25 protein-coding genes and 1 pseudogene are annotated in these 22,800 nt (G+C 45.3%); 21 read left to right on the forward strand and 5 right to left on the reverse strand.

From position 1 onward, the window contains the following. The 5 genes and pseudogenes from ACESSZ_RS10895 to ACESSZ_RS10915 form a co-directional block, all read left to right on the forward strand. Positions 1-954: pseudogene (locus ACESSZ_RS10895) on the forward strand (SNF2-related protein); the annotation flags it as partial. A gap of 1 nt (position 955) precedes the next feature. Next, positions 956-1,762 (forward strand): DUF3848 domain-containing protein, encoded by an 807-nt coding sequence (locus ACESSZ_RS10900; RefSeq protein ID WP_499708095.1) that lies wholly within the window; start codon positions 956-958, stop codon positions 1,760-1,762. Beyond that, entirely contained in the window at positions 1,759-2,103 is a 345-nt protein-coding gene (locus tag ACESSZ_RS10905) for a plasmid mobilization protein (protein WP_425518628.1), read from the forward strand. The genes ACESSZ_RS10900 and ACESSZ_RS10905 overlap by 4 nt, the downstream gene beginning before the upstream one ends. Before the next feature lie 151 nt (positions 2,104-2,254). Continuing rightward, positions 2,255-2,557 (forward strand): hypothetical protein, encoded by a 303-nt coding sequence (locus tag ACESSZ_RS10910; protein WP_015529855.1) that lies wholly within the window; start codon positions 2,255-2,257, stop codon positions 2,555-2,557. Then, positions 2,554-2,853, forward strand: coding sequence for a CD1845 family protein (locus ACESSZ_RS10915; RefSeq protein WP_117552929.1), 300 nt, complete (start codon positions 2,554-2,556; stop codon positions 2,851-2,853). The genes ACESSZ_RS10910 and ACESSZ_RS10915 overlap by 4 nt, the downstream gene beginning before the upstream one ends. Before the next feature lie 73 nt (positions 2,854-2,926). Here ACESSZ_RS10915 and ACESSZ_RS10920 read toward each other — a convergent pair whose 3' ends face one another. Beyond that, positions 2,927-4,336, reverse strand: coding sequence for an ATP-binding protein (locus ACESSZ_RS10920; protein WP_097772890.1), 1,410 nt, complete (start codon positions 4,334-4,336; stop codon positions 2,927-2,929). Between the two features lie 114 nt (positions 4,337-4,450). Between ACESSZ_RS10920 and ACESSZ_RS10925 the strand changes: the two genes are divergently transcribed. Then, a complete protein-coding gene (locus ACESSZ_RS10925) occupies positions 4,451-5,866 on the forward strand; it encodes a relaxase/mobilization nuclease domain-containing protein (RefSeq protein WP_118175746.1) in 1,416 nt (471 codons plus the stop codon). A 222-nt stretch (positions 5,867-6,088) separates the two neighbouring features. Here ACESSZ_RS10925 and ACESSZ_RS10930 read toward each other — a convergent pair whose 3' ends face one another. Then, positions 6,089-6,445, reverse strand: coding sequence for a helix-turn-helix domain-containing protein (locus tag ACESSZ_RS10930; protein WP_118511148.1), 357 nt, complete (start codon positions 6,443-6,445; stop codon positions 6,089-6,091). A gap of 711 nt (positions 6,446-7,156) precedes the next feature. Here ACESSZ_RS10930 and ACESSZ_RS10935 point away from each other — a divergent pair. From ACESSZ_RS10935 to ACESSZ_RS10965, 7 genes are all read left to right on the forward strand, one after another. Further along, a complete protein-coding gene (locus tag ACESSZ_RS10935; RefSeq protein WP_015529860.1) occupies positions 7,157-7,735 on the forward strand; it encodes an MptD family putative ECF transporter S component in 579 nt (192 codons plus the stop codon). Further along, positions 7,735-8,472 carry an energy-coupling factor transporter transmembrane component T gene (locus ACESSZ_RS10940; RefSeq protein ID WP_015529861.1) on the forward strand — a complete coding sequence of 246 codons (738 nt, stop codon included), beginning with the start codon at positions 7,735-7,737 and terminating at the stop codon, positions 8,470-8,472. The genes ACESSZ_RS10935 and ACESSZ_RS10940 overlap by 1 nt, the downstream gene beginning before the upstream one ends. A 4-nt stretch (positions 8,473-8,476) precedes the next feature. Beyond that, entirely contained in the window at positions 8,477-10,012 is a 1,536-nt protein-coding gene (locus tag ACESSZ_RS10945; protein WP_015529862.1) for an ABC transporter ATP-binding protein, read from the forward strand. A 94-nt stretch (positions 10,013-10,106) separates the two neighbouring features. Further along, positions 10,107-10,964: a helix-turn-helix domain-containing protein gene (locus tag ACESSZ_RS10950; protein ID WP_499842805.1), complete on the forward strand. Its 858-nt coding sequence runs from the start codon at positions 10,107-10,109 to the stop codon at positions 10,962-10,964. Positions 10,965-11,085: 121 nt separating this feature from the next. After that, complete coding sequence (locus tag ACESSZ_RS10955) at positions 11,086-12,867, forward strand: ABC transporter ATP-binding protein (protein ID WP_015529865.1); 1,782 nt, start codon at positions 11,086-11,088, stop codon at positions 12,865-12,867. Next, the gene (locus ACESSZ_RS10960) at positions 12,860-14,611 is read left to right on the forward strand and encodes an ABC transporter ATP-binding protein (RefSeq protein ID WP_015518830.1); all 1,752 of its coding nucleotides are present in this window, start codon (positions 12,860-12,862) and stop codon (positions 14,609-14,611) included. The genes ACESSZ_RS10955 and ACESSZ_RS10960 overlap by 8 nt, the downstream gene beginning before the upstream one ends. Positions 14,612-14,628: 17 nt before the next feature. After that, positions 14,629-14,997, forward strand: coding sequence for a metal-dependent transcriptional regulator (locus tag ACESSZ_RS10965; protein WP_015518831.1), 369 nt, complete (start codon positions 14,629-14,631; stop codon positions 14,995-14,997). A gap of 106 nt (positions 14,998-15,103) precedes the next feature. On the opposite strand, the gene ACESSZ_RS10970 is transcribed toward ACESSZ_RS10965, so the two are convergent. Beyond that, positions 15,104-15,265, reverse strand: coding sequence for a hypothetical protein (locus ACESSZ_RS10970; protein ID WP_015529866.1), 162 nt, complete (start codon positions 15,263-15,265; stop codon positions 15,104-15,106). After that, positions 15,253-15,438, reverse strand: coding sequence for a hypothetical protein (locus ACESSZ_RS10975; RefSeq protein WP_015529867.1), 186 nt, complete (start codon positions 15,436-15,438; stop codon positions 15,253-15,255). The genes ACESSZ_RS10970 and ACESSZ_RS10975 overlap by 13 nt, the downstream gene beginning before the upstream one ends. 45 nt (positions 15,439-15,483) lie before the next feature. Here ACESSZ_RS10975 and ACESSZ_RS10980 point away from each other — a divergent pair, with 45 nt between their 5' ends. From ACESSZ_RS10980 to ACESSZ_RS11005, 6 genes are all read left to right on the forward strand, one after another. After that, entirely contained in the window at positions 15,484-15,897 is a 414-nt protein-coding gene (locus ACESSZ_RS10980; RefSeq protein ID WP_015529868.1) for a sigma-70 family RNA polymerase sigma factor, read from the forward strand. Positions 15,898-16,433: 536 nt separating this feature from the next. Beyond that, positions 16,434-16,664 carry a helix-turn-helix domain-containing protein gene (locus ACESSZ_RS10985; RefSeq protein ID WP_008728422.1) on the forward strand — a complete coding sequence of 77 codons (231 nt, stop codon included), beginning with the start codon at positions 16,434-16,436 and terminating at the stop codon, positions 16,662-16,664. Between the two features lie 84 nt (positions 16,665-16,748). Continuing rightward, on the forward strand, positions 16,749-17,966 hold the full coding sequence (locus tag ACESSZ_RS10990; RefSeq protein ID WP_499842806.1) for a tyrosine-type recombinase/integrase: 1,218 nt from the start codon (positions 16,749-16,751) through the stop codon (positions 17,964-17,966). Positions 17,967-18,114: 148 nt separating this feature from the next. Continuing rightward, positions 18,115-19,326: a tyrosine-type recombinase/integrase gene (locus ACESSZ_RS10995; protein ID WP_015518835.1), complete on the forward strand. Its 1,212-nt coding sequence runs from the start codon at positions 18,115-18,117 to the stop codon at positions 19,324-19,326. A 551-nt stretch (positions 19,327-19,877) separates the two neighbouring features. Beyond that, positions 19,878-20,327 carry a hypothetical protein gene (locus ACESSZ_RS11000; protein ID WP_119957641.1) on the forward strand — a complete coding sequence of 150 codons (450 nt, stop codon included), beginning with the start codon at positions 19,878-19,880 and terminating at the stop codon, positions 20,325-20,327. Positions 20,328-20,593: 266 nt separating this feature from the next. After that, a complete protein-coding gene (locus ACESSZ_RS11005; protein WP_008690046.1) occupies positions 20,594-20,971 on the forward strand; it encodes a TnpV protein in 378 nt (125 codons plus the stop codon). A gap of 57 nt (positions 20,972-21,028) precedes the next feature. Here ACESSZ_RS11005 and ACESSZ_RS11010 read toward each other — a convergent pair whose 3' ends face one another. Continuing rightward, the gene (locus ACESSZ_RS11010) at positions 21,029-21,565 is read right to left on the reverse strand and encodes a TetR/AcrR family transcriptional regulator (protein WP_008690045.1); all 537 of its coding nucleotides are present in this window, start codon (positions 21,563-21,565) and stop codon (positions 21,029-21,031) included. 128 nt (positions 21,566-21,693) lie between these two features. On the opposite strand from ACESSZ_RS11010, the gene ACESSZ_RS11015 reads away from it, so the two are divergent. Together ACESSZ_RS11015 and ACESSZ_RS11020 are read left to right on the forward strand one after the other, a co-directional pair. Further along, positions 21,694-21,828, forward strand: a complete 135-nt coding sequence (locus ACESSZ_RS11015) for a hypothetical protein (RefSeq protein WP_008690044.1) — start codon at positions 21,694-21,696, stop codon at positions 21,826-21,828. Beyond that, the gene (locus tag ACESSZ_RS11020) at positions 21,825-22,799 is read left to right on the forward strand and encodes an alpha/beta hydrolase (RefSeq protein WP_499842807.1); all 975 of its coding nucleotides are present in this window, start codon (positions 21,825-21,827) and stop codon (positions 22,797-22,799) included. The genes ACESSZ_RS11015 and ACESSZ_RS11020 overlap by 4 nt, the downstream gene beginning before the upstream one ends. The last annotated feature ends 1 nt before the right edge of the window (position 22,800 follow it).

Consider the following 22,800-nt stretch of genomic DNA (forward strand, 5'->3'; position numbering starts at 1 on the left):
CCGTATGAGGGGAAACTCTCACGTACGGTTCTTAGGGGAGGGATGGGCAGCAATGTCCATCTCTTACCCGACCAGACGGTGGAGAATAAGCAAAAATTCATCAGTCAGATCATGACTTCTAAATCGCCGGTGCGTTCCTGCGATGATGTGGACGAAACGGCGCTTTCCTTTGCCGAGATCAAAGCCCTGTGCGCCGGAGATCCCCGCATCAAGGAGCGTATGGATTTGGATGTGGAGGTATCCCGCCTGAAGCTGATGAAAGCCGACCACCAGAGCAAGCAATATCGTCTGGAGGACCAGCTGCTCAAATACTTCCCGGAGGAGATTGAAAAGCACAAAGGCTTTATCAAGGGCTTTGAATCCGATTTGGAGGTTTTGGCAGCGCACCCGCACCCGGAGGACGGTTTTGCTGGTATGGAAATCCGCGGCGATCTGCTGACCGATAAGGAGAACGCCGGTGCAGCCCTTTTGGATGCCTGCAAGGAGGTCAAAACCTCCGATCCGGTGCAGATTGGCAGCTACCGGGGCTATGCCATATCCGTGGAATTTTCCGCATGGAAACAGGAGTATACGATCCTGCTGAAAGGACAGATGACCCACCGGGCAACCCTTGGTACAGACCCGCGCGGAAATCTTACCCGTATCGACAATGCCCTCGCCCAGATGCCCCAGCGTCTGGAGGCGGCAAGGGCCCAGCTGGATAACCTCTATCAGCAGCAGGCTGCCGCAAAGGAGGAAGTCGGAAAGCCATTCCTTTATGAAGAAGAACTGCGAAGCAAAAATGCCCGTCTGGTGGAGCTGGATACTTTGCTCAACATCGACGGAAAGGGTCATGCCCAGCCGGAAACTGTGGTTGCCAAGAGTGCGCGGCCCTCGGTGCTGGACAGCCTGAAGCGTCCGGCGACGCCCCGCAGTACAGACAAGAAACCAAAACAGCATGAGGAGGTGCGATAACATGAATACCAATAATCTGAATACGGCCCTTTATGAAAAGATGGCCACTGAGCAGGAAAAATATAGGGACTGGTTGAAAAGCCAGCCCCCGGAAGAAGTCTTAAACCATGCCTATGAGTACACGGTCCGGGAGGACATCGTGATGGCAATGGAGGAACTGGAGTTGACCGACACCCAGGCTCAGGCACTTTTGGAATCTCCCTCTCCGTTGGCGGATGTGTACCGCTATTTTGAAAAGCTGGAGACCGGTCACATGGATGTGATCCGGGACAGCATTGAGAGCCGTGCCGACGATGTGTGCAGAGCCAAAGAGGAACTGCGAACAACACCGGTCTATCCCCATTCTGCTGCCTATGCGTCCGAGCATGGGGAAATGGCACAGTACAACCTCTCATATCAGGCGAACAGCGCCTGCAAAGAAGCCATTGAGCAGACCATCAGCGCCCACTATGCAGAGAATCGGCTGGATACGGAGGCGGCGGTCAAAGATGTGCTGGAAAAGTTCGGGACGGAACGGGTACAGTTTATTCTTGCCAACACCATCCAGCGCAAGAACTATGACGGGCGTATCTCTCAGGACAATAAAGCATGGGCAAAAACCATTCCCATGCTGGAGGACAGCGGCGCTTCCCTCCACTGTGCCTATCTGGTGGTAGATCAGGTCAATCCCGGTTTGACCGACCTGTTCACCAGACAGTTCCGAAAAGTCGCTCAAGAACAGCAGAAAAGTTCTGTCCTGCAAAAGCTCAAACAGGAACTGCCCGCCCATAAGTCTGCCGCCCCGAAAAAACGGGAGCCGGAGCGATAACCATGGCAAAGCGCAAGAGGGATGTTCCGGTTTTGTTTTGGGTGTCCGCAGAAGAACTGGAACTGATCCATCAAAAGATGCAGCAATACGGGACAGAGAATTTGAGCGCTTATCTGCGGAAAATGGCGCTGGATGGGTATGTGGTCAAGCTGGAACTGCCGGAGCTGAAGGAGTTGGTCTCCCTGATGCGCCGAAGCAGCAACAACTTGAATCAGCTGACCCGCAAAGTGCATGAGACCGGGCGGGTTTATAATGCTGACTTGGAGGATATATCCCAGCGGCAGGAACAACTGTGGGAGGGTGTGAAGGAAATCCTTACCCAACTCTCCAAACTTTCATAACAGGGATAGATACTCCATTTGCGGAGGGAGGAACGGCGTTTCTTCGCCGCACCTTCCTCCGCTTTTTCTTTTTGTCTGTATCCTTGTCTTTTGCCTGTCCGTACCGGATAATATGAGTAGAATAAGAAGCGTAGCAAAGGAGTGAAAACAGATGCTGACCTTTGAAAAGGTGCTGGAGATTTTTGCGGATTACCTAACCGCAGACGAGACCATAGAAGTTTATATCAGCCGCCATGGATGTGTAAGAGTTGAATTTGACCAAGATTTTCACTATTGCTCTGGCGAGGTGTGCCATACTCCCAAGGAACTGTTCGACCTCTTAGCCGATGATTACCGGACTTATCTGGAGATTGAACTGACCAAAGGAAAACGGGAAGTGACGGAAGATGATGAGAGAGAAGCGGATGCCCTATGCAAACAGTATCTGGAGCGTTGGAAGGAGGAACAGAAATGAAGATTTTGAAATGTCTGCTGATGATCGTAACTGCACCGGTCATTTTGGCGTTGACGCTTTTTGTCTGGCTCTGCACGGGGCTGATCTACATATCCGGTCTGGTTCTTGGTCTACTAAGCACGGTAATTGCTCTGCTTGGCGTGGCTGTGCTGATTACCTATTCCCCGCAGAATGGTGCAATTTTGCTGGTTATGGCATTCTTGATTAGCCCGATGGGGCTGCCGCTGGCTGCGATCTGGCTGCTGGGCAAGGTACAGAGTTTGAAATTTGCGATCCAGGATTGGGTGTATGGGTAAATGATGTGAATATAATTTGGAATGAAAAGAAGCAGGACAATGGGAGATGAGACCCAATGCCCTGCTTCTCTGTTTATTCGGAACGAACTGTAATATATTTTTGATGTTTACTTTTCGGTTTATCGGGAAGTGTCATTTTGAGTGTTCCATTGTTCAATAGCGGACGCAGATATTTTTGTGTAAAGTTTTTTGTGTTTTTGTATCCACAGTGTTCTGCGATTTCTAATTTTGAATGTGGTTCTATGCAAAATGCAAGGATTTTATCATGGGTTGCATCATGGGTTGCGTCATAGGTCTTATCATGGGTCGTTTCTATGATAGAAGGACCATGATGGTAATTTACATTTTTCAAGATGACTCTGAAATCTGTCGCTGTTGAGGAAAATTCGGGCTTATATGCCTCTGTGTATCCAGGCAGCTTTTCAGTTTCACTGACGATTTTGCGCAGACCACTTCCACGGCGTTCCATGTACTTCATGCGGTGGAACAGATCAGCGATCACAGGGTTTCGTCGCATCGAACGAATACTGTAAATATCGTATTCCTGAATTGAGCCGCCGCCAAACATACCGCCCGGAGATGTGATTTCCACCCGATCATCAAACATATCAATGTGGACTTCGCTGCCAAGCACAATATAATCACGATGGATGAGAGCGTTGACAAGAGCCTCTGTTACAGCTCGTTCAGCATAATCCGGCTTGTCTACCCGATACTGAGCTTCTTTGACAAAACGGACTTTGGAATTATTGCGAATAAATTCACTGCCGCTTTTCAGTAAATAAATCAAATTCCCCTCGTATTCCTTATCGTCCAGCGCATCATCAAAGATAGAGCCTTTTTCCAAGCCATTCCACCGGGTACAGAACATACGGGAGTTATAAACTGTGTGCTGATCGGTCATGAGCTTTCCAGCATTGGTCAGGAACCCATTTTTGTCAGCCAAACCGAATGAGACATAATCGGATGGCTCGAAGCGGAGGCCGGTTCGTTCCAGATAGGTTGCCTCCAGGAGTGTGAAGCTGTAATCCTTTTTCACAGCTTCTGTTGTTAAGGTGTCAAAGGACTGATTGGTTCCCTTTAAGATCAGTTCATTCACAATGTAATCCGGTGCAATTACGCTTTCATTTCCAACACGGATGTATGCTTCCATTACTCCGTCTGCCTTGTAATAGTATGGGGTGCTGCGGCCAGGAGAAACCTCCAGAGCCAACAGGTTTTTACCATCTTCCTGCAATGGCTTTAAGATAAACTGCGGTAATGGTGTGATACGTTCTTTGATTAAGCGGCTGATCGCTTCAGCATCCTTTTGAACATCGGACAAGCCGATAGGCTCCCGGTCATCGGAGACTCCGAAAAACAGAGTGCCGCCGATTCCATTGGAAAAGGCACTGACACTTTTTAACCAGCTTTTTGGCTTTTTTGTTTCGAGAGCAACTTTGAAATCACATTCCGTTGCTTCGGCAATGAGCTGTTCTATCATAAAATCCCTCCTTTGAGGTATTGGTAGTTTCTTTATATTATACCCATAAGGAGAGTTTATTTCAACGATAGGCACAAAGAGTTCAGAGAAAATATTTTGAGAGGAGGGCTTTTTATGGCAACTACAAGAATCATGCCGCTTCATGTCGGCAAAGGTCGCACAGAGAGTCGGGCGATCAGTGACATCATCGACTATGTAGCAAATCCACAGAAAACAGATAATGGCAGGCTCATCGCAGGATTTGCGTGTGACAGCAGAACGGTTGATGCGGAGTTTCTTTTAGCAAAAAGGCAGTATATCGTTGCTACCGGACGAGTACGCGGTGCGGATGATGTGATTGCCTATCATGTGCGCCAGTCCTTCCGCCCCGGCGAGATTACTCCGGAAGAAGCTAACCGGCTGGGTGTGGAATTTGCCAAGCGATTTACTAAAGGCAACCATGCCTTTGTGGTCTGCACTCACATAGACAAGTCGCACATTCATAATCACATTATCTGGTCATCGGTCAGCTTAGAATATGACCGGAAATTCCGAAACTTTTGGGGCAGTACCAAGGCGGTTCGCAGGTTAAGTGATACCATCTGCATTGAAAACAGACTGTCCATTGTAGAGAATCCGAAACTTCACGGAAAGAGCTATAACAAGTGGCTGGGCGATCAGGCAAAGCCCTCTCACCGAGAGCTGCTGCGAGTAATGATTGACCGTGCGCTGGAGCAGAATCCAGCGGACTTTGATGCGCTGCTGAAACTGCTTTCCGAAATGGGCTGCGAGGTATCCCGGCGCGGGAAAGCGATCCGACTCAAAGCACCCGGCTGGAAGAATGTAGCCCGCATGGATGACAAGCTGGGGGCCGGGTACAGTGAAGCGGAAATTCGTGCGGTGCTGGCCGGAGAAAAACAGCATACGCCCCGTAAAAAAAACGTCGTGCAGCCGGAGCCGCCGAAGGTCAATCTACTGGTGGACATTCAGGCAAAATTGCAGGCCGGAAAAGGTGCTGGCTATGCTCGATGGGCTAAAGTTTTCAATCTGAAGCAAATGGCGCAGACCATGAATTACCTGTCAGAGCATAACCTGCTGGAGTATGCGGTTTTGGAAGAAAAGGCTACGGCTGCCACGGCACATCACAATGAACTTTCGGCGCAGATCAAAGCGGCTGAAAAGCGCATGGCAGAGATCGCTGTTCTGCGTACTCACATCGTAAATTATGCCAAGACCCGTGAGGTCTATGTGGCATACCGCAAGGCGGGTTACTCTAAGAAATTCAGGGAAGAACATGAGGAAGAAATTCTGCTCCACCAGGCTGCTAAGAATGCCTTTGATGAGATGGGCGTCAAGAAGCTGCCCAAGGTCAAAGAGTTGCAGACGGAGTACGCGAAATTGCTGGAAGAAAAGAAAAAGACCTATGCCGAGTATCGGCGTTCCCGTGAGGAAATGCGGGAGCTTTTAACGGCAAAGGCAAATGTAGATCGAGTGCTGAAAATGGAGGTAGAACAGGATGTTGAAAAAGAAAAAGACCACGGCCAGCGGTAAGCTGGTCCTGGTCAAAAGCGTTCGCAGAACGCGCAGCCACAGAATGAAATTCTGTGTTCAAAGGGGCTTGGGGGCGCTGCCCTCAACAAGCAAGCAGAGAGGAAAATCACAAAGGGATTTTCTTCTCTGCGGGCCTGTGTGTATTAACACAGGCATTGCTTGCCTCTTTTCTCCGAAATTGAAAAGAACCAGTGAGAGAATCGTTAAATTTCACTCACTGGCTCAATTCGTTTCAAATTTTTCGGACAACTCTGTCAGTTCTTTCACCGTTTCCTGGGTGTGATGCAGCAGGGTGTCACGCATTTCTGGCGGACAGCTGGAATAAAGCATTTTCATCTGATTGACACCCTCATCCTCCAGAGAAACATCTGGATTTATAAGCGTATCTAAAGAGATGTGTAGAACCTTTGCCAATGCTCTTAAAATTAAATAAGAAGGATTCATTTTTCCCTTTTCGATATTGGCGATTTGCTTTACAGAAACATGGCTCAGATCCGCAAGCTCCTGCTGTGTCAGGTCTTTTTTCTTTCGGGCTTCCCGCATTTTTTGCCCCAAAGCAGTCAAATCATCAATCGGCATAATCGTTCACCTCAAATATATTTTATCGTTCCGATTTGCACAAAGGAATAACCTTATTGTGCTTGAGAACAGGACTGATTATGCTGATTCCTTTTTGATAACATGGTTGCTCCATGATTATGGCGTTTCCGGCTGCTAATTGAACTATGAGGATGAATTGCAGATTTCAGCTTTTAGTTCGTTGCCAAACGAGAATGATATAGAATGCGGTAGGGAGGCTATCAGTTTTATCCGCTCATCTATGAGCCTTTTTTCTTCCTCTGTGACATAGAATTTCATTTGGATATTCCGTTTTCTGTTTGCCATGCGCCGCCTCCGTTCTTCATAAGGGTTTGGGACTATCCCAACAAGCAATTTTGAATTTTCGGGTAAGGGACCTGAAAATCTCAAAATTCGCAAGCGGGTACTCGCTTGCTGTGCTTGCTATCGTTACCCTACCTTCTATTTCTCCCTCTACTAATACTACAATTTGAAGCGGTGATTTTGGCTGTTTCCATTTCAAATTATGCAAGAACCGCCTCTGTTCAATGTGGGATAGTTCTATGTTCACGCTCACACGCAGACAATCATTCCCCGCAAAGATAGCAAGAGTAAAGTAATTGTCTATTTGGAGCGAAAATGCCTTTTTGGAGAAGAAACATACCGACATATCTGCTATACTGAAATGCGGTTAGTTGGTGCTAACACAAAAGCAAACAGGAGGACCAAATAATGAATAAACTACAAGGAAAAGACCTTATCAATGTTGGAATCTTCACTGCGATCTATTTTGTGGTGATGATGGCGATTGCCATGCTGGGATTTATCCCTATTTTTCTTCCGCTTCTGATCGTGCTGGTTCCGCTGATTGGCGGAATCGTAATGATGCTGTATTATTCTAAAGTCCAGAAGTTTGGAATGGTATCGCTGACAGGACTGATCTGCGGTATTTTAATGTTGCTGACCGGCATGGGGTATTGGAGCATTATTACCGGTGCCGTGTTCGGTGTCCTGGCTGATCTTGTTTTGAAATCCGGCGATTATAAGAGTGCAAAAAAAGGAATCATATCGCATGGTGTTTTTTCTATGTGGATCATCGGAAACTACATCCCCATTGTTGCAACACGGGACAGCTACTATCAGCAGCTAATCAGCGGTTATGGACAAGAGTATGCAGATTCCATTATGAGCTATATCTCGGCATATACGCTCCCCATTCTTTTGATTGCCGGGTTCGTTTGCGGCGTGATCGGCGGTGTGATCGGTCAGAAAATTTTCAAAAAGCACTTTAAGCGTGCGGGTATTGCATAATGCGCCGTGAATTGTTAGCAAGCAAAAAAAAGGAAACCGGCCTGTCGTTAGACCCTCGGACAAAGTTGGCATTGCTTGTTACGATTGCCCTCTTTGTCTTGAGCGGCGGAGGTGGGGCTGCTTCTAAACAGTTTGCTCCTATTTTGGCTGCTGTTCCATTGATCCTGCTGCTCACGGAAAAATCGTGGAAGGGATCGGTTATCTATTTTGTTTTATATGGCGGCAGCTATATATTGCAACTATGGGCGCTCCCCCACCTGTCCGGCCTTCCTAACTTTCTTGTTGTTGCAATCTGCGGTTTCTTTATGCGGTTTGTGCCGGGGATTATGATGGGATACATCACGGTCAGGACGACGACGGTCAGCGAGTTTGTTGCCTCCATGAAGAAGCTGCATTTACCGGAGCAGATCATCATTCCTATGTCCGTGATATTCCGATTTTTCCCTACTGTTGTAGAAGAATATAATGCCATAGGGGACGCTATGAAAATGAGAGGAATCCGTTTTGGCGGGGGCAAAGCCAGTGCAATGCTGGAATACAGGCTTGTCCCTGTCATCATGTGTTCCGTCAAGATCGGGGAAGAATTAAATGCGGCAGCCCTGACAAGAGGATTGGGCGGTCCGGTCAAGAGGACAAACATCTGCGAGATCGGCTTTCATGTGCAGGATGTTTTTTTCCTGCTGCTATGTGTGGTGGCTTTTGCAATTCCTATTGTCACGATGATTACAGGGAGGTAGGCCTATGATCGAATGTAAAAAAGTTTCTTTTTCCTACCCTCCAAATGAAACTGACATTGGGGACAGGGAAGGACACGGAACATTAAGAAATATTGACCTGTCTATTAACGACGGGGATTTTGTACTGCTCTGCGGAACATCGGGCTGCGGTAAAACCACACTGACACGGCTGTTTAACGGACTGATTCCTCATTATTACGATGGAAAGCTGGAAGGCACTGTCATGCTTGATGGAGAAGATATGAGAGGGCTTTCCCTGTTTGACATATCAAAAAAAGTGGGTTCTGTTTTTCAGAATCCACGTTCTCAATTTTTTAATGTGGATACGACCAGCGAAATTGCCTTTGGATGTGAAAACCATGGATTGGAAGAAGCAGAAATCCGAAAGCGGGTAAAGCTGGTCTCAGAGCAGTTGAACCTTACAAATCTGCTGGACAGAAGTGTTTTCTCCCTTTCCGGTGGGGAAAAGCAAAAAATCGCCTGTGGATCTGCCGCCGCTGTGGAACCGGATGTATTTGTTTTGGACGAGCCATCTTCCAACCTTGACGCCTATTCCATCGCTGATTTTCGGAAACTGTTAAAAATATTGAAGTCACAGGGCAAAACAATTATTATTGCGGAGCACCGGCTCTACTATCTTTATGATCTGGCAGACAGGATCATATATTTAAGCGACGGGGAAATACAAGGGGATTATACTTTGCCGGAATTTCAGTTGATTCCGGCGGCGGAAAAAGCTAAAATGGGATTACGGCCTCTTGGCCTGGGTGAGTTTGCAGACATTGAGCCTGCCAGTCTACATTCAGGGCAGGGGATATGGAAACTGAACCACTTCCATTTCGCATACAAGAAACAGCCGGAAACGCTTTCTCTGGAAAATATAGAGCTTCCTGCCGGAAATGTAACGGCGGTCATCGGGCACAATGGAGCCGGAAAAACGACACTATCTCGTTGCTTATGCGGATTGGAAAAAAGATGTAAAGGTATCCTCGAAAAAGATGGTACTTCCTATTCAAGCAAACAGCGGTTGAAGCTATGCTATATGGTCATGCAGGATGTAAATCATCAGCTTTTTACGGAGAGCGTTTTAGAGGAAGTCCTGTTAAGTATGCCGGGGAAAGATTCCGATGAATCGCCTGAAAATGTGGCAAAGGCAGAGGCTATCTTGACAGAAATGGATTTGCTCCCGTACAAAGCCTGCCATCCGATGGGGCTTTCGGGAGGGCAAAAACAACGTGTGGCGATTGCTTCTGCGATTGCCTCTGAACGTCCGGTTATACTATTTGACGAACCTACCAGCGGCCTTGATCTCTTTCATATGAGGCAGGTGGCCGATTCGGTCAAAGGACTTGCCGATTCAGGAAAAACCATTGTGATTGTGACCCATGATCCTGAATTTATACTCAGGTGCTGCAATTATGTGATCCATCTGGAAAACGGCAGATTGGAGGAAAGCTATTTCCTCCAGGATACGGAAGGACGGGAACGGTTATTTAATTTCTTTATGATGGAAGGAGGCGGCGGAAATCAAACTGTTTGATGGTAAAATAAACTGCGGCTCAAATGTTAAAAATGTCATTGAAACTGAGGATTGCGTTGTCCTGCAGCTTTTTGACGAGAGCGGCGAGGGAACCATGACAGCCCACAAAATTTTTGATGGCGCTTTTGTGATGTATAGCGATATGCACCTGAAAGAATGTACCTCCTACTTTCAGAGTAGTACGGACAGTTCGCTTCTCTATATAGACCATTGCAGGGAGGGACGGATCGAAAGCGAGATTGACAATCATGCGTATAGCTATTTGCAAGAGAATGAGATGCGTGTGGATGACCGGTGTTCCCATTCGGGACGGTTCTGCTTTCCACTCTGCCACTATCATGGGATGACCCTGGGATTTGATCTGGACATTGCTGTGCCGGCGCTGAAAGACTTTTTTGGCGGATTTTCTGTTGATTTGTACGAGCTTCAAAAAAAGTATTGCAATGACAAGAAACCGTTTGTGATTCATAATGAGCCAGGAATTGAACATATTTTTTCAGAGCTTTACTTTGTCCCGCAGCAGATCAAAAGTGACTACTATAAAGTAAAAGCCCTGGAGCTGCTTTTATATCTGGACGCTTTGCAGTTTTCTGATTCCAAAGAAGATCGCCCTTATTTCTATAAAGGTCAGGTAGAAAAAATCAAAGCGATCCATGATCTTATTACGGCAAATTTGCAGGAGCATTACACGATGGATGAATTAGCTGAACGATTCCAGATTTCGTTGACGGGGATGAAAACCTGCTTTAAGGAAATATACGGAGATTCCATGTATTCCTATCTTCGCCGTTATCGGATGAACGTTGCTGCCACAATGCTCCGGCAGGATTCCAAAAAAGGGATTGCGGAAATTGCCGGAGCTGTGGGATATGAAAGCCCCAGTAAATTTGCAACAGCTTTCCGGCAGGTGATAGGGCAGACGCCGATGGAATATCGAAAATCTTTTTTCTAAACGGTGCATAAATGCCGTTTTGGAGAGGAAAGAAGAATTGAATACTGCTACAATAAGGATGGTTAGCAAAGACTACCCATCCTTTTTTCTTTGCTGACTAAAAAGAAGGAAGGTGATTGTAATGAAGCAGCAAAAAGATAATTGGGTGAAAATTCTGTTTTCCTTCGCCGCACCATGCAAGGGGAAAATGGCTCTTTCGGTATTCTGCGCCATTCTGAGCGTTGCAGGAGGGTTTATTCCTTTTTGGGCTGTATATGAAATCCTGCTGGCATTTATCAATCAGAATGTGACCCTGAATGGCATTCTGATTTGGTGTCTGGTTGGAGCAGCGGGCTACCTGCTGCGGGTTGCCTGCCATGGAATCTCTACGATCCTGGCGCATATTTCAGCCTATACCATTTTGGAAGGAATCCGGCTTAAAATTGCGGACCGGCTGATGAAAGCGCCTCTCGGCGAAGTGATGGGGCGGCGAATCGGCTATCTGAAAAATATCATCATGGATAAGGTGGAGGATTTAGAGCCGCCTTTGGCACACATGATCCCGGAATTGACTTCTAACCTCCTACTCCCTGTTGCAATTTTTACCTGGATGATGGTCATTGACTGGCGCATGGGATTGGCGGTTCTGATTGCTCCGGTGCTGGCCATGATTCCTATGTTTTTCCTTATGAGGAACTATAACAGCCAGTACGCCGCTTATATGGAGGCAAATAACCACGTCAACAGTATTATTATCGAGTATGTGGAAGGTATCGAGGTTGTAAAGGCCTTTAACCAAAGCACAAGCTCCTATGAAAAATTTGTTAATGCTGTCCAGTCGTTCAAAGAGTTTACCTTGGCATGGTTTAAGAGTACATGGAAATCGATGAACCTTATGATGGCGATTATGCCCACAACGCTCCTGGGGGTTCTTCCTGTCGGCCTTTTGCTGGTGCAGAATGGAAGTATCTCCCCTGCGGAGCTTGCAATGGGGATTATCCTTTCCCTCAGCATTGTTGGACCGTTGATGAAAGCAACCACTTTCATTAACGAAGCAAAGTCTATGGAATATGCAGTAGAGGCGGCAAATGAACTTTTGAACCTGCCTGTACTGCCGGATTCAGGGAAAATCGTATCTATTCCTCACAATGATATTGCGTTGAAGCATGTAACCTTTTCCTATGACGGTTCCGAGCAAAATGAAGTGTTGCATGATGTGAACCTGGAATTGCCAGAGGGAAGTTTTACGGCACTTGTAGGACCGTCTGGCGGCGGTAAATCAACGATTGCCCGTCTGATTGCAAGGTTTTGGGACGTGACAGGCGGCAACATTACCATTGGGGGGAAGAATATCAAAGAGTTGTCTATACGCCAGCTTTCCGAACTGGTCAGTTTTGTGACGCAGGATAACTTCCTGTTTAATTGCTCCCTGAAAGAAAACATCCGTCTTGGAAATCCAAACGCCACAGATGAAGAAGTATATGCGGCGGCGAAAGCGGCCTGCTGTGATGAATTTATTGTGCGTTTGGACAAAGGATATGATACCCCTGCCGGTGATGCCGGAAAGAGGCTGTCCGGCGGCGAAAAACAGCGAATTGCGATTGCGAGGGCGATCCTAAAAAATGCCCCGATTGTTATTTTGGATGAAGCGACAGCATTTACTGACCCGCAGAACGAAGATAAAATTCAGAAATCTATCATGGCGTTATCAAAGGGTAAAACTCTTCTTGTGATCGCCCACCGCCTTTCCACCATTCAGAACGCAGATCAGATTGTCGTGTTGAAAAAAGGCCGGATTGTGGATTGCGGAAAGCAGGAAGAATTGTTGAAGCGGTGTCCGCTTTATGCGGATATGTGGAAAGCCCACATCGGGGCGAAGAATTGGTCTGTGAGTGAAAAGAAGGAGGTGGCCGCTCATGTTTAAGTCTATGAAACGGATCATTAAATGGGCGGGGAAATATAAGGGACGCCTCTATCTTGGCTCTGTTTTTTCCTTTTTCAGCAGCCTGTCTACGGCGATCCCTACAATGGCTGCCGCTTATGCCCTTGATAAAGCAATCGCAGCTTATTGGGCAGGCAACACAATAGAATCCTCCCTGATCTGGCAGACGCTTTGGATTATTGTTGGCTCGATTGCGCTTAACTTTCTACTCTCTTATTTGCGGGCGGTGTTGCAGGAAAGCATTGGCTATGAAGTAGCCGCAGGGCAGCGAATCCATTTAGGCGATGTGCTGAAAAGGGTTCCTCTGGGATATTTTTCTAAAAACAGCGTGGGCGATATTCTGACAGGTGTTACCACGGAGCTATCCACACTTGAATTGCAGGGAATGAAGATGGTTGACATCATCATCAACGGATATGCAAAGTTTATTGCAATTCTTCTGTGTTTCCTTTTCCTGAGTCCAGCCGCAGCAGTGATTTCTGTTGTCGGCGTTGCCTTTTCCTCATTGGCCTTACATGGTATCAGCAGGCATAGTGAAAAGACCGCTGCTATCACGCACCAGGCCATGGAGGATATGTCTGGCTCTGCGATTGAATATATCCGCGGGCTGTCCATCGTTAAATCGTTCGGACAGGAAGGGGCTTCTATCGAAAGTTTCCGCAAGGCAAATACGGATTTGAAAAATATTCATATCAAAGTAGAAAAAGGCTATACGCCATTTAACTGCTTGCATCTGTTCTCCTTAAAACTGGCATCTATGGGGATTGTGTTTATCTGTGCATGGCAGACACTTAACGGGCAAATGAGTCTTGCTTATTTCCTGATGTTTGTTCTGTTTTCTTTCGTAATCTTTGGAAGTGTGGAAAACATTAACGACGCGGCTCACATGCTGGGTCTTATAGATTCCGCTATGAATAAGCTGGAAGCTCTGGAAAATGCAGAATATATCGACCAAGACGGAAAAGATATTACACCGACCTCGTATGACATTACTTTTCAGGATGTATCCTTTGGTTACGATAAACGGACTGTATTGCATGATGTGAATTTCACGATTCCGCAGAATACCACAACAGCGATTGTAGGTCCCTCCGGGAGCGGCAAGTCTACCCTGTGTAGCCTGATTGCACGCTTTTATGATGTTGACGCCGGAAAAATCACTTTAGGAGAAACAGATATTCGAGAATTTACCTGTGACAGCTTACTAAAAAATATCAGTATGGTGTTCCAGAATGTATATCTGTTCCGGGATACAATCCGTAACAATATCAAATTCGGCAGCCCGGACGCTTCGGAGGAACAGATGATTGCCGCTGCAAAAGAAGCGCGCTGCCATGACTTTATTATGGCCTTGCCAGATGGATATGATACCGTCATTGGGGAGGGCGGTTCTTCTCTTTCCGGCGGTGAAAAGCAGCGGATTTCGATTGCCAGAGCCATGCTGAAAGATGCGCCGATTGTCATTTTGGACGAGGCCACGGCCAGCATTGACCCAGAGAATGAGCATTTGATTCAAGAGGCTATTTCCGCACTGACACATGGTAAAACAATCATAACGATTGCCCATAGACTGGCGACGATTGAAAATGCGGATCAAATTCTTGTCATTGATGGTGGAACCGTCGTGCAGAAAGGAACCCATAAGGAATTGCTGGCTCAAAGGGGAACCTATCAGGAATTTATTAAGATTCGGGAACAGGCTGAGGGCTGGAGGATTCAACAATAAGCATAAAGGAGGAACTGATGAAGATTCATGCGTCTGGGGAGGATTATCTGGAGGCTATCCTTGTTCTACAAAAGAAAATGGGCATGGTCCGCTCCATTGACCTTGCCCGGCACATGGGCTTTAGCAAACCGAGTATCAGCCATGCGGTAGGCGTTTTGAAAAATGGAGGTTTTCTGACCGTGGATGATGATGGGTTCCTTCATCTGACCGTCATAGGTCGGGAGATTGCCGAGAAAATCTATGAACGCCATTTGTTTTTTATGGAGCAGTTTATCGCTGCTGGCGTCGATCAGGAAACAGCGGAACAAGACGCCTGCCGGATTGAACACGCCATCAGTGATACATCTTTCCGAAAGCTGAAGGAGAAAGTACAAGGAACCGATTAGCGCACATCGGCTCCGCTCTGCATAATAAGTTATCTGCCCCGTCCGGGGAAAGAAAAAAACCGTTGACTGGGGCAGATAATTTCGTGCGCTATTTTAAGGTTTGAACTCAATCGGCGGTTTTGAAGGACAATTTCAGAGCCGCCGTTTCTTTGCGTTTACACAAACTAATGACGACTTGCAGGGACACGGTAGCCGCTTGGAGGTTAATTTGCCGTGTCTCTTTTGCTTTTTCAAAGCTCCCATGATCTACATCAATTAAAAAAAGCATTGCCCCTCCTCCGGGCAAGTATAGCATTGCATCGGCATTATCGTTCCATGTGATTCAGCATAATAATGACTGTTCTTGGTGCGCCAGTTTCCCATTGCGGGAATCTGGCGTTTTTTGTTGCCTTTTTTTCGGAGATAATCCGGCTGTATACCGGTGTCGTTCCCCACCTCCATTCGATTCACTCGTCAATCACCCGTGAATCGAAATGGAGGTACATAATGAAGAAAATTAACCTTCGGGAACTTTATCCTGATGTTTATACAACAGACTTTTTTGTAGATGTGACAGAGGAAGTAATGGAGACTATTCGAGCAGCTGAACGTGCGGAGGCTGCGTATGAGCGAAAGATGTATCGTTATAAAGCACAGTATTCTCTGGATTGCGAGAATGGCATTGAAAATGCGGTGCTGTTGAAGCCGAAAACACCGGAGATGCTTCTGGAGGAAAAACAGCTTCAGGAGCAGGTCTATTCTGCTGTGATGAATTTACCGAAAAAACAGGCAAAGAGGATTTATGCCCGATATTACCTGGGAATGACGGTAAATGAAATTGCCGGGGTAGAAGGTGTAGACCCAAGCCGTGTCCGAGACAGTATCCGGCGCGGCTTAAAGCAGCTCGGAAAATATTTTTGATAAAGTTTCGTTTGATGCGCCTGTTTTTTGCCTTTTTTGTCAGTGTTAATAAGAAGGACAAATTTTCCTCCTTCATCTGCACATTGACAATCGAATAGACAGCACAACAGGTACATAACCCATGTACGAGCGAATATGAAACGCCGCGAGGATGGAGCAGTCAGGGAGGTGATGAAAGCACTGCTTCGGAGCGATCTACGATTTCATAAAAGAATGGTGGCAGATTTGGCGCGATGACTACATGGGGGCTTAAAGATACTTCCTCACGGCCCGCCAAAGACTTGGGGGGAACCCTGCGGCACACGATACGAACGATGCTGCGGAGTTATGACATCCGCGCCAGCGGAGACCTGTTGTGTTCCCATCGTCAGGGGGCGTGGCAAATGTGACGAAAGCTGAGAAATATAAATAGGAAGCGTTTGCCGCTTTCTGTTCAAAATCAGATACCATGCGCTGGTGGTTTCGGCTGCCAGCGTATTCATGTGATTTTGAACAAACACGATGACAAACTTGACGGATTGGAGGAAATATGCTTTATGGAAAAACTTATTACGCGAAAAGAAGCAGCAGAAATTTTGGGTATCAGCATTGCAACGCTGGACGCGGCCCGTAACAATGGTCTTATTTCTTATGTGCAATATGTGCAGAATGGCTGTGTGTACTTTACCTCAGCGGGCCTTCAGGAGTATATCGCAAAATGCACCCACAGAGCAAAGCCAGCAGAAAAGAACGCAACTTATCGTAAACCTCGCAGAGCTGGAGTGTGAGCCGGTCCGTATCCTTGTCGAAATCATAATGGTCTGATAAAACATAGATACAGCGCTGGAGTATATTCTTAGGAGGTGGAGGAATTGGCAAATAGGAAAATAATGCTTCCTCAATATGGCACAGTTATGAAAAGAGGTGTCCTATATTATAGGACCAGAATCAAAGACACGAATGGTAAGCTCGTAGCTATCTACGCAAAAACACCTGAAGAACTATACAACAAAGAAACGCTTGCGTTGGAACAGTTTGAGAATGCCACTTTTCATCGGAAAACGCCCACAGTTGCAGAGTATTGTGAAAAGTGGCTGCTGATGCAGTCGGTTCATGTACGAGCTACTACTTTGACGGATTACACCTCAAAGGTCAGGCGGCATATTATAGCGGAATTGGGAGATAAACGGATGGGTGAGGTTAGCCTGGATGATATTCAGCTTGCCCTTGTTCCGGTTTCCAAGAAATCTGCATCGGTTTATAAATCTGTGGTAATCCTTTACAAATCTATCTTTCGCGCAGCGATGGAAAGCAGGATCATTGACCATAACCCGACGATTTATCTCACGACAAAAGGTGGCGGTGTTCCACAAGAGGATCGTCAGGCTTTGACAGATGAACAGGCAGCACGACTTTTGGATGCTATCCGAGATTTGCCGCCTTATGTCTTTGTCATGATTGGTTTATATGCAGGGCTGCGCCGGGAAGAAATTCTTGCTCTGCAATGGGATTCAGTATATCTGGATACGGATACTCCATATCTGACGGTAAGGCGGGCATGGCACACAGAACACAACAGACCGGTAATCTCAGACGAATTGAAAACCAAGGCTGCGGAGAGAAATATCCCTCTTCCTGTTTGCTTGGCTGAGTGTTTGAAAGCAGCAAAGGAAACATCGACTTCGGAGTATGTGGTTTCAAACCGGGACGGCGAACCGCTGTCCTACACGCAGTTTAAGCGACTTTGGCAGTATATTGTTACGAGGACGGTCAAGGAGCGGAGCTATTATCGGTATGAAGATGGAAAAAGAGTAAAGCATACTGTCACACCTGTCTTGGGGGAAAAGGCTGCTCATAACGGAAAAGTGGTTTACAGTCTGGACTTTGAAGTAACACCCCATCAGCTGCGGCATACTTACATTACCAATCTCATTCATGCATCGGTAGATCCCAAAACGGTTCAATACCTGGCAGGCCATGAAAGCAGCAAGATTACCATGGACATTTATGCAAAGGTTAAGTACAACAGACCAGATGAGCTGGTCAGATCAATGAGTTGCGCGTTTGCAAGCTGGGACGCAGCACAGTAATAATAAAATAGGAAGTAAAGCAGGAGCGAGGCAAGGATGTCTCGCTCTTTGTTTTACATCAGCCGTATCTTTGATTAAATCGAGGCTTTCTGATAAAAAGAGAGTGTAGATACGGAGACTACACATTATCAAGAAAGGACGATCAAAGATGGCAAAAAAGAAAACACAGATCCCGAAGTATGGGACCATTACATTGAAAGGAATCCAGTATTACAGAACCAGGATTACGGATGCAGATGGCAAAGAGTTGAGTTTGTATGCCGCTACTTGTGAAGAATTGTATGAGAAGCAGTTAGAGGCCCGGAAGAAGGTGGAAGAAATTATCTTTCACCGGCAGCACCCGACAGTAGCTGAGTATGGAGAGAAGTGGCTGCTGATGCAGTCGGCAAAGGTGTCTGCGTCTACACTCAGAGGTTATACGAGGGATATGACAAACTATATCATCAAACCTCTGGGAGAGATGTATATGGAAGAAGTGACTGCTGACGATATTCGGCTGGCTCTTGTTCCATTGTCAAAGAAATCGGAAGGCTTATACAATAAGGTCAATATGCTGCTCAAGTGCATTTTTTATGCGGCAGAGAGAAACCAAATTCTTGAACACAATCCCTGTGCGGGAATATCCGGTAAAGGCGGAAAACCGACAAAAAAGAAGGAGGCATTGACAGATCAGCAGGTAGCCGTGCTTCTGGATACAGTCAAGGGGCTTCCTCCATATTTGTTTATTATGCTCGGTTTGTATTCCGGTCTGCGTCGGGAAGAAATTCTTGCACTGCAATGGGATTGTGTGTTTCTGGACGAGGATACACCTTATCTATCGGTGAGGCGGGCATGGCGTACAGAGCATAACAGACCCGTGGTTTCTACGGTGCTAAAGACTCCGGCGGCAAAAAGGGATATTCCGATACCGAAGTGTTTGGTGGACTGTCTGAGAGAAACGAAAGAAAATTCCATATCAGATTATGTGATCGCTGACAGCAAAGGAGAGCCACTGGCTGCCTCGCAGTTCCAAAGAGTGTGGCAGTATGTCGTTGTCCGCTCCACTAAGCCCCGGAACTATTATAAGTATGTAAATGGGGAGAGTATCAAATATACGGTTACTCCAACGCTGGGTATGACCCAGAAGAATCAACCCCAAATCAAATATACGCTGGACTTTGATGTGACACCTCATCAGCTGCGGCACACTTACATCACCAATCTTCTCTATGCGGGCGTTGATCCAAAGACAGTACAATACCTTGCCGGACACGAAAACAGCAAAACAACTATGGACATCTATGCAAAAGTGAAGTATAATAAACCAGAGGAGTTGTTTGGGGTAGTAAATGGTGCGTTTCATCAGGCTATCGCTGAATGAAAAAAGGTCGTTTTTTATGGTCCGCACACCGGATAACTGAGAAGCAGAAAGCCGAAAAAGCCCGTAATATCAAGGAAAAACGCACCATAGAGATGTTTAGTACGGTCTGAAGGCTGCACGTCGTGCACCACAGTTCTCTAAGAGATAGTTATTGTTTCTTAAGAGAGCAAAAGAAAATTAAAAAAACGAGAAAAAGCCTTTATTTAAGGGCTTTTTTTCATGTTCCGTGATTTTGTGGATTTTCATAAAAAGTGACAAGAAGTACTATAAAATTTCGAAAAGTGGCTCAGTTGGTGGAAAATAAGCAGCAAATAAGCAACAATTAGGCGTAAAATCTGGCGTAATTTTTGGCGTAAAGTTAGCGCAAAATTTCAATCATTCGCTGTTATTATTTTATCCATGCGATAGAATGATTGTGTAGAAAGTGTAATTAGATAGTCTGGTGTTCAAATATCAACACCTTTTTTAAATCTTGCATTCTAGTTTAGAAGATGACATAATAAACTTAATGAAAGAAAATTAGAATTTGTAAGGTCAAGGAGATGATAGAAGTGAATTTTGATACACAAGTTGAAATGCTTGTTTGCGCAGATAATAAACAAGCATATAAAATATGGAAAGAACTGTTGAATATAAGTGAAAAATGTAATGACTTATATCCATACTTTGATAAGTTTGTTGATATGATGGATGATCATACAAATTCATATATTCGTACAAGAGGATTACGATTAATTGCTTATAATGCAAAATGGGATACTGATAGTAAAGTTAATAATATTATTAATCAATGGCTTAAACATATTGAAGATGAAAAACCAATCACAGCAAGACAATGTATTAAAGATGTGGTTATTATAGCAAAATATAAACCAGAACTTATAGATGTTATTCTTGAGGCATTAGTAAAATATGAGAAAATATATGACGATAGTATGCAAAATTTAATTTTTAAAGATAGGCAAAAAGCAATACGTATAATAAGACAATATACTTGGTAAATTAGAATTTGAATTACAACAAATTATGACTTCTTAACAGAGGTTATAGGTTATCAATAAAATCCTCCAAAAGCCTTGAAAACAAAGGATTTATCGCAATGTGTTCGCCTTATCCCTTTATATGATTTCACACAAGTTTACTCATTCCCTGACTGCTTATAAGGGCAAATTCAAGGGCAAGAAAATCTGATAACAAGATATAACAGAGTGTGGCAATCGGAGAACTGTGATATATGTGCGAATATATTATAACGGAGGATTTTTTAATGGACAAGTATATTTATGATGAAAGAAACGGTCTTTGGTATGAGTTGCAGGGAGATTACTATATTCCTTGTCTTACCTTACCAACCGAAGAAGAAAGACCTATCGGCATTTGGGGACAGCAGCACAGACGATATCTGAAAGAGCATAAAAAGGCGGCCTATACAATGCTTCTGACAAACGGTAAGCTGAACAGTTATCTTGCCGATATTGATAAGCAAGCGGAAGAAATGTTTTCTCGGTTGGTGAAACAACTTGCCGAAAGAGAGGGCATGACTGAAGCACTCAAAGCAGAAAATCAAATGCTGTGGATTGGTCGAATGGCGAACATTCGCAACCGAGCTATGGAGATTGTCAATGCTGATTTAATATTTGCATAATACAAATGGGAGACGGTCTATAAATACCGTCTCCCGTTTTATAATCTCGGTCATATATTATAATAGTCCCTGTGCAGAAAATAATTCTGCAATTTCATCAGCAGATTCCACCATTCCCCTCTGAAACCATACATCAATCCAACCATACAGCGTATAGGCAACAAACGCCGTAGTGTAAGCCTGTGTCTTTTCATATTCTGGTTTCGGCCCACAAATACCGATAATCACGTCTTTCAGAAGATAGGTAAGTCCTCTTTCGTTCAAAAGCTGGTAAAAGGAATGGTGCTTTTCAAAATGAACAATCATTGTGTGGATTTGCTTGCTTAGCGGAACACCATCGTTCTTTTTCCATTCGTCTGTCCACTCACGGAAAAGAGTGTCTAAATATGCTTTCAAAATATCTTCTTTTCGCTTGTAATTGCGGTAGAAAGAGGCCCTTCCAACACCCGCTGTATCAACCAATTCGCTGATAGAAATATCTTCTAACGGCTTCTCTGCAAGCAGCGAAAGAAATGCGTCCGTCAAATGTTTTATAACATATGCATTCCGCCCCTCGTTGCTCATCGGTGATACTTTTTTAGCATTTTGTCTCATTTTCAATACACCTCTTGATTACTTAAATATTTGACGATACAATAATAACGACGAAATAAATGTATCATCATTATAATGCGAACAAAAGCGCATGTCAATAGCGAACAAAAATATCAGGAGGAAAGAAAATGTCACTTACGATGAAACGAGCAATCATTATACTGGTTGTCATGGTCATTGCTTTTGTACTCGGAAGACTTGCCGTCCGTGCCGTTATGAACCTACTGCTCGGCGGAACGATGTTCGGAGGTAATTTTCTATGAGAAAGGGTACAAAAAAAGGTATGAAAACAGGAGCGTTTGTTTTTCTGTGTATCGTGGTTTTTATCGTCACATTTGTAACATCCATAGTAATTAAAATAAGCTATAAATCTCCCGAAATGCAACAATATTCAGTGCAATGGAGCGATGAGATTGGAACAGTCCGAACAGACCTTACATACGGAGAGAAACCCGCAAATGAATTCGATTTGTATCTCCCTGTTGATGATAGCAAGGAAAGCTACGGTTTAGTTGTATATCTCCACGCAGGCGGATTTACAAGCGGCGATAAAACGGATGACAAGGAAATATTACAGTGGCTTTGCTCCAAAGGCTATGTTGCAGCCGGAATTAACTATACCTTGCGTGATGACGCTCATCCTGAAGCAAGTGTTCTTTCACAGTCGAACGAAATTAAAGAGAGTATTCCGTTTGTGATAGAGGAAGCAAGAAAGCTCGGATACAATATTGACCGTATGGCTACGGCAGGCGGATCAGCGGGCGGATGCCTTGCTTTGATTTATGCTTACCGTGACGCATCTTCTTCTCCTGTACCTGTAATGATGGCGTTTGAAGGGGTAGGTCCTACATCGTTTTATCCCGAAGATTGGAAATGCTATGGTTTTGACCAAAACGCGGAGGCCGCCGCGGAAATGTTCAGCGTGATGACAGGCAAAGAGGTTACGGCTGAAATGTTCGGCACAGCAGAATATGACGAACTTGTCAAGGATGCTTCAGCACTCCTGTGGGTAAATGAAGATACTGTTCCAACGGTTATGGCATATGGTCAGCACGATAAATTTCAGCCTTATGAAGGCTCTGTTCGTCTTGACAAAGCGTTGACCGAGAATGGAGTTCCCCACGAATATATCGTGCTTCCTCATTCGGGTCACGATTTGCAGAACGACAACAGGCTGTATGCCGAATATATGGCGAAGGTCGAAGAATACTTGAATAAATATATGAGCGAATAAA

Origin of the sequence: Eubacterium sp. 3_1_31 (genome assembly GCF_964249515.1) — a bacterium.
Classification (GTDB): domain Bacteria; phylum Bacillota_I; class Bacilli_A; order Erysipelotrichales; family Erysipelotrichaceae; genus Longicatena; species Longicatena caecimuris.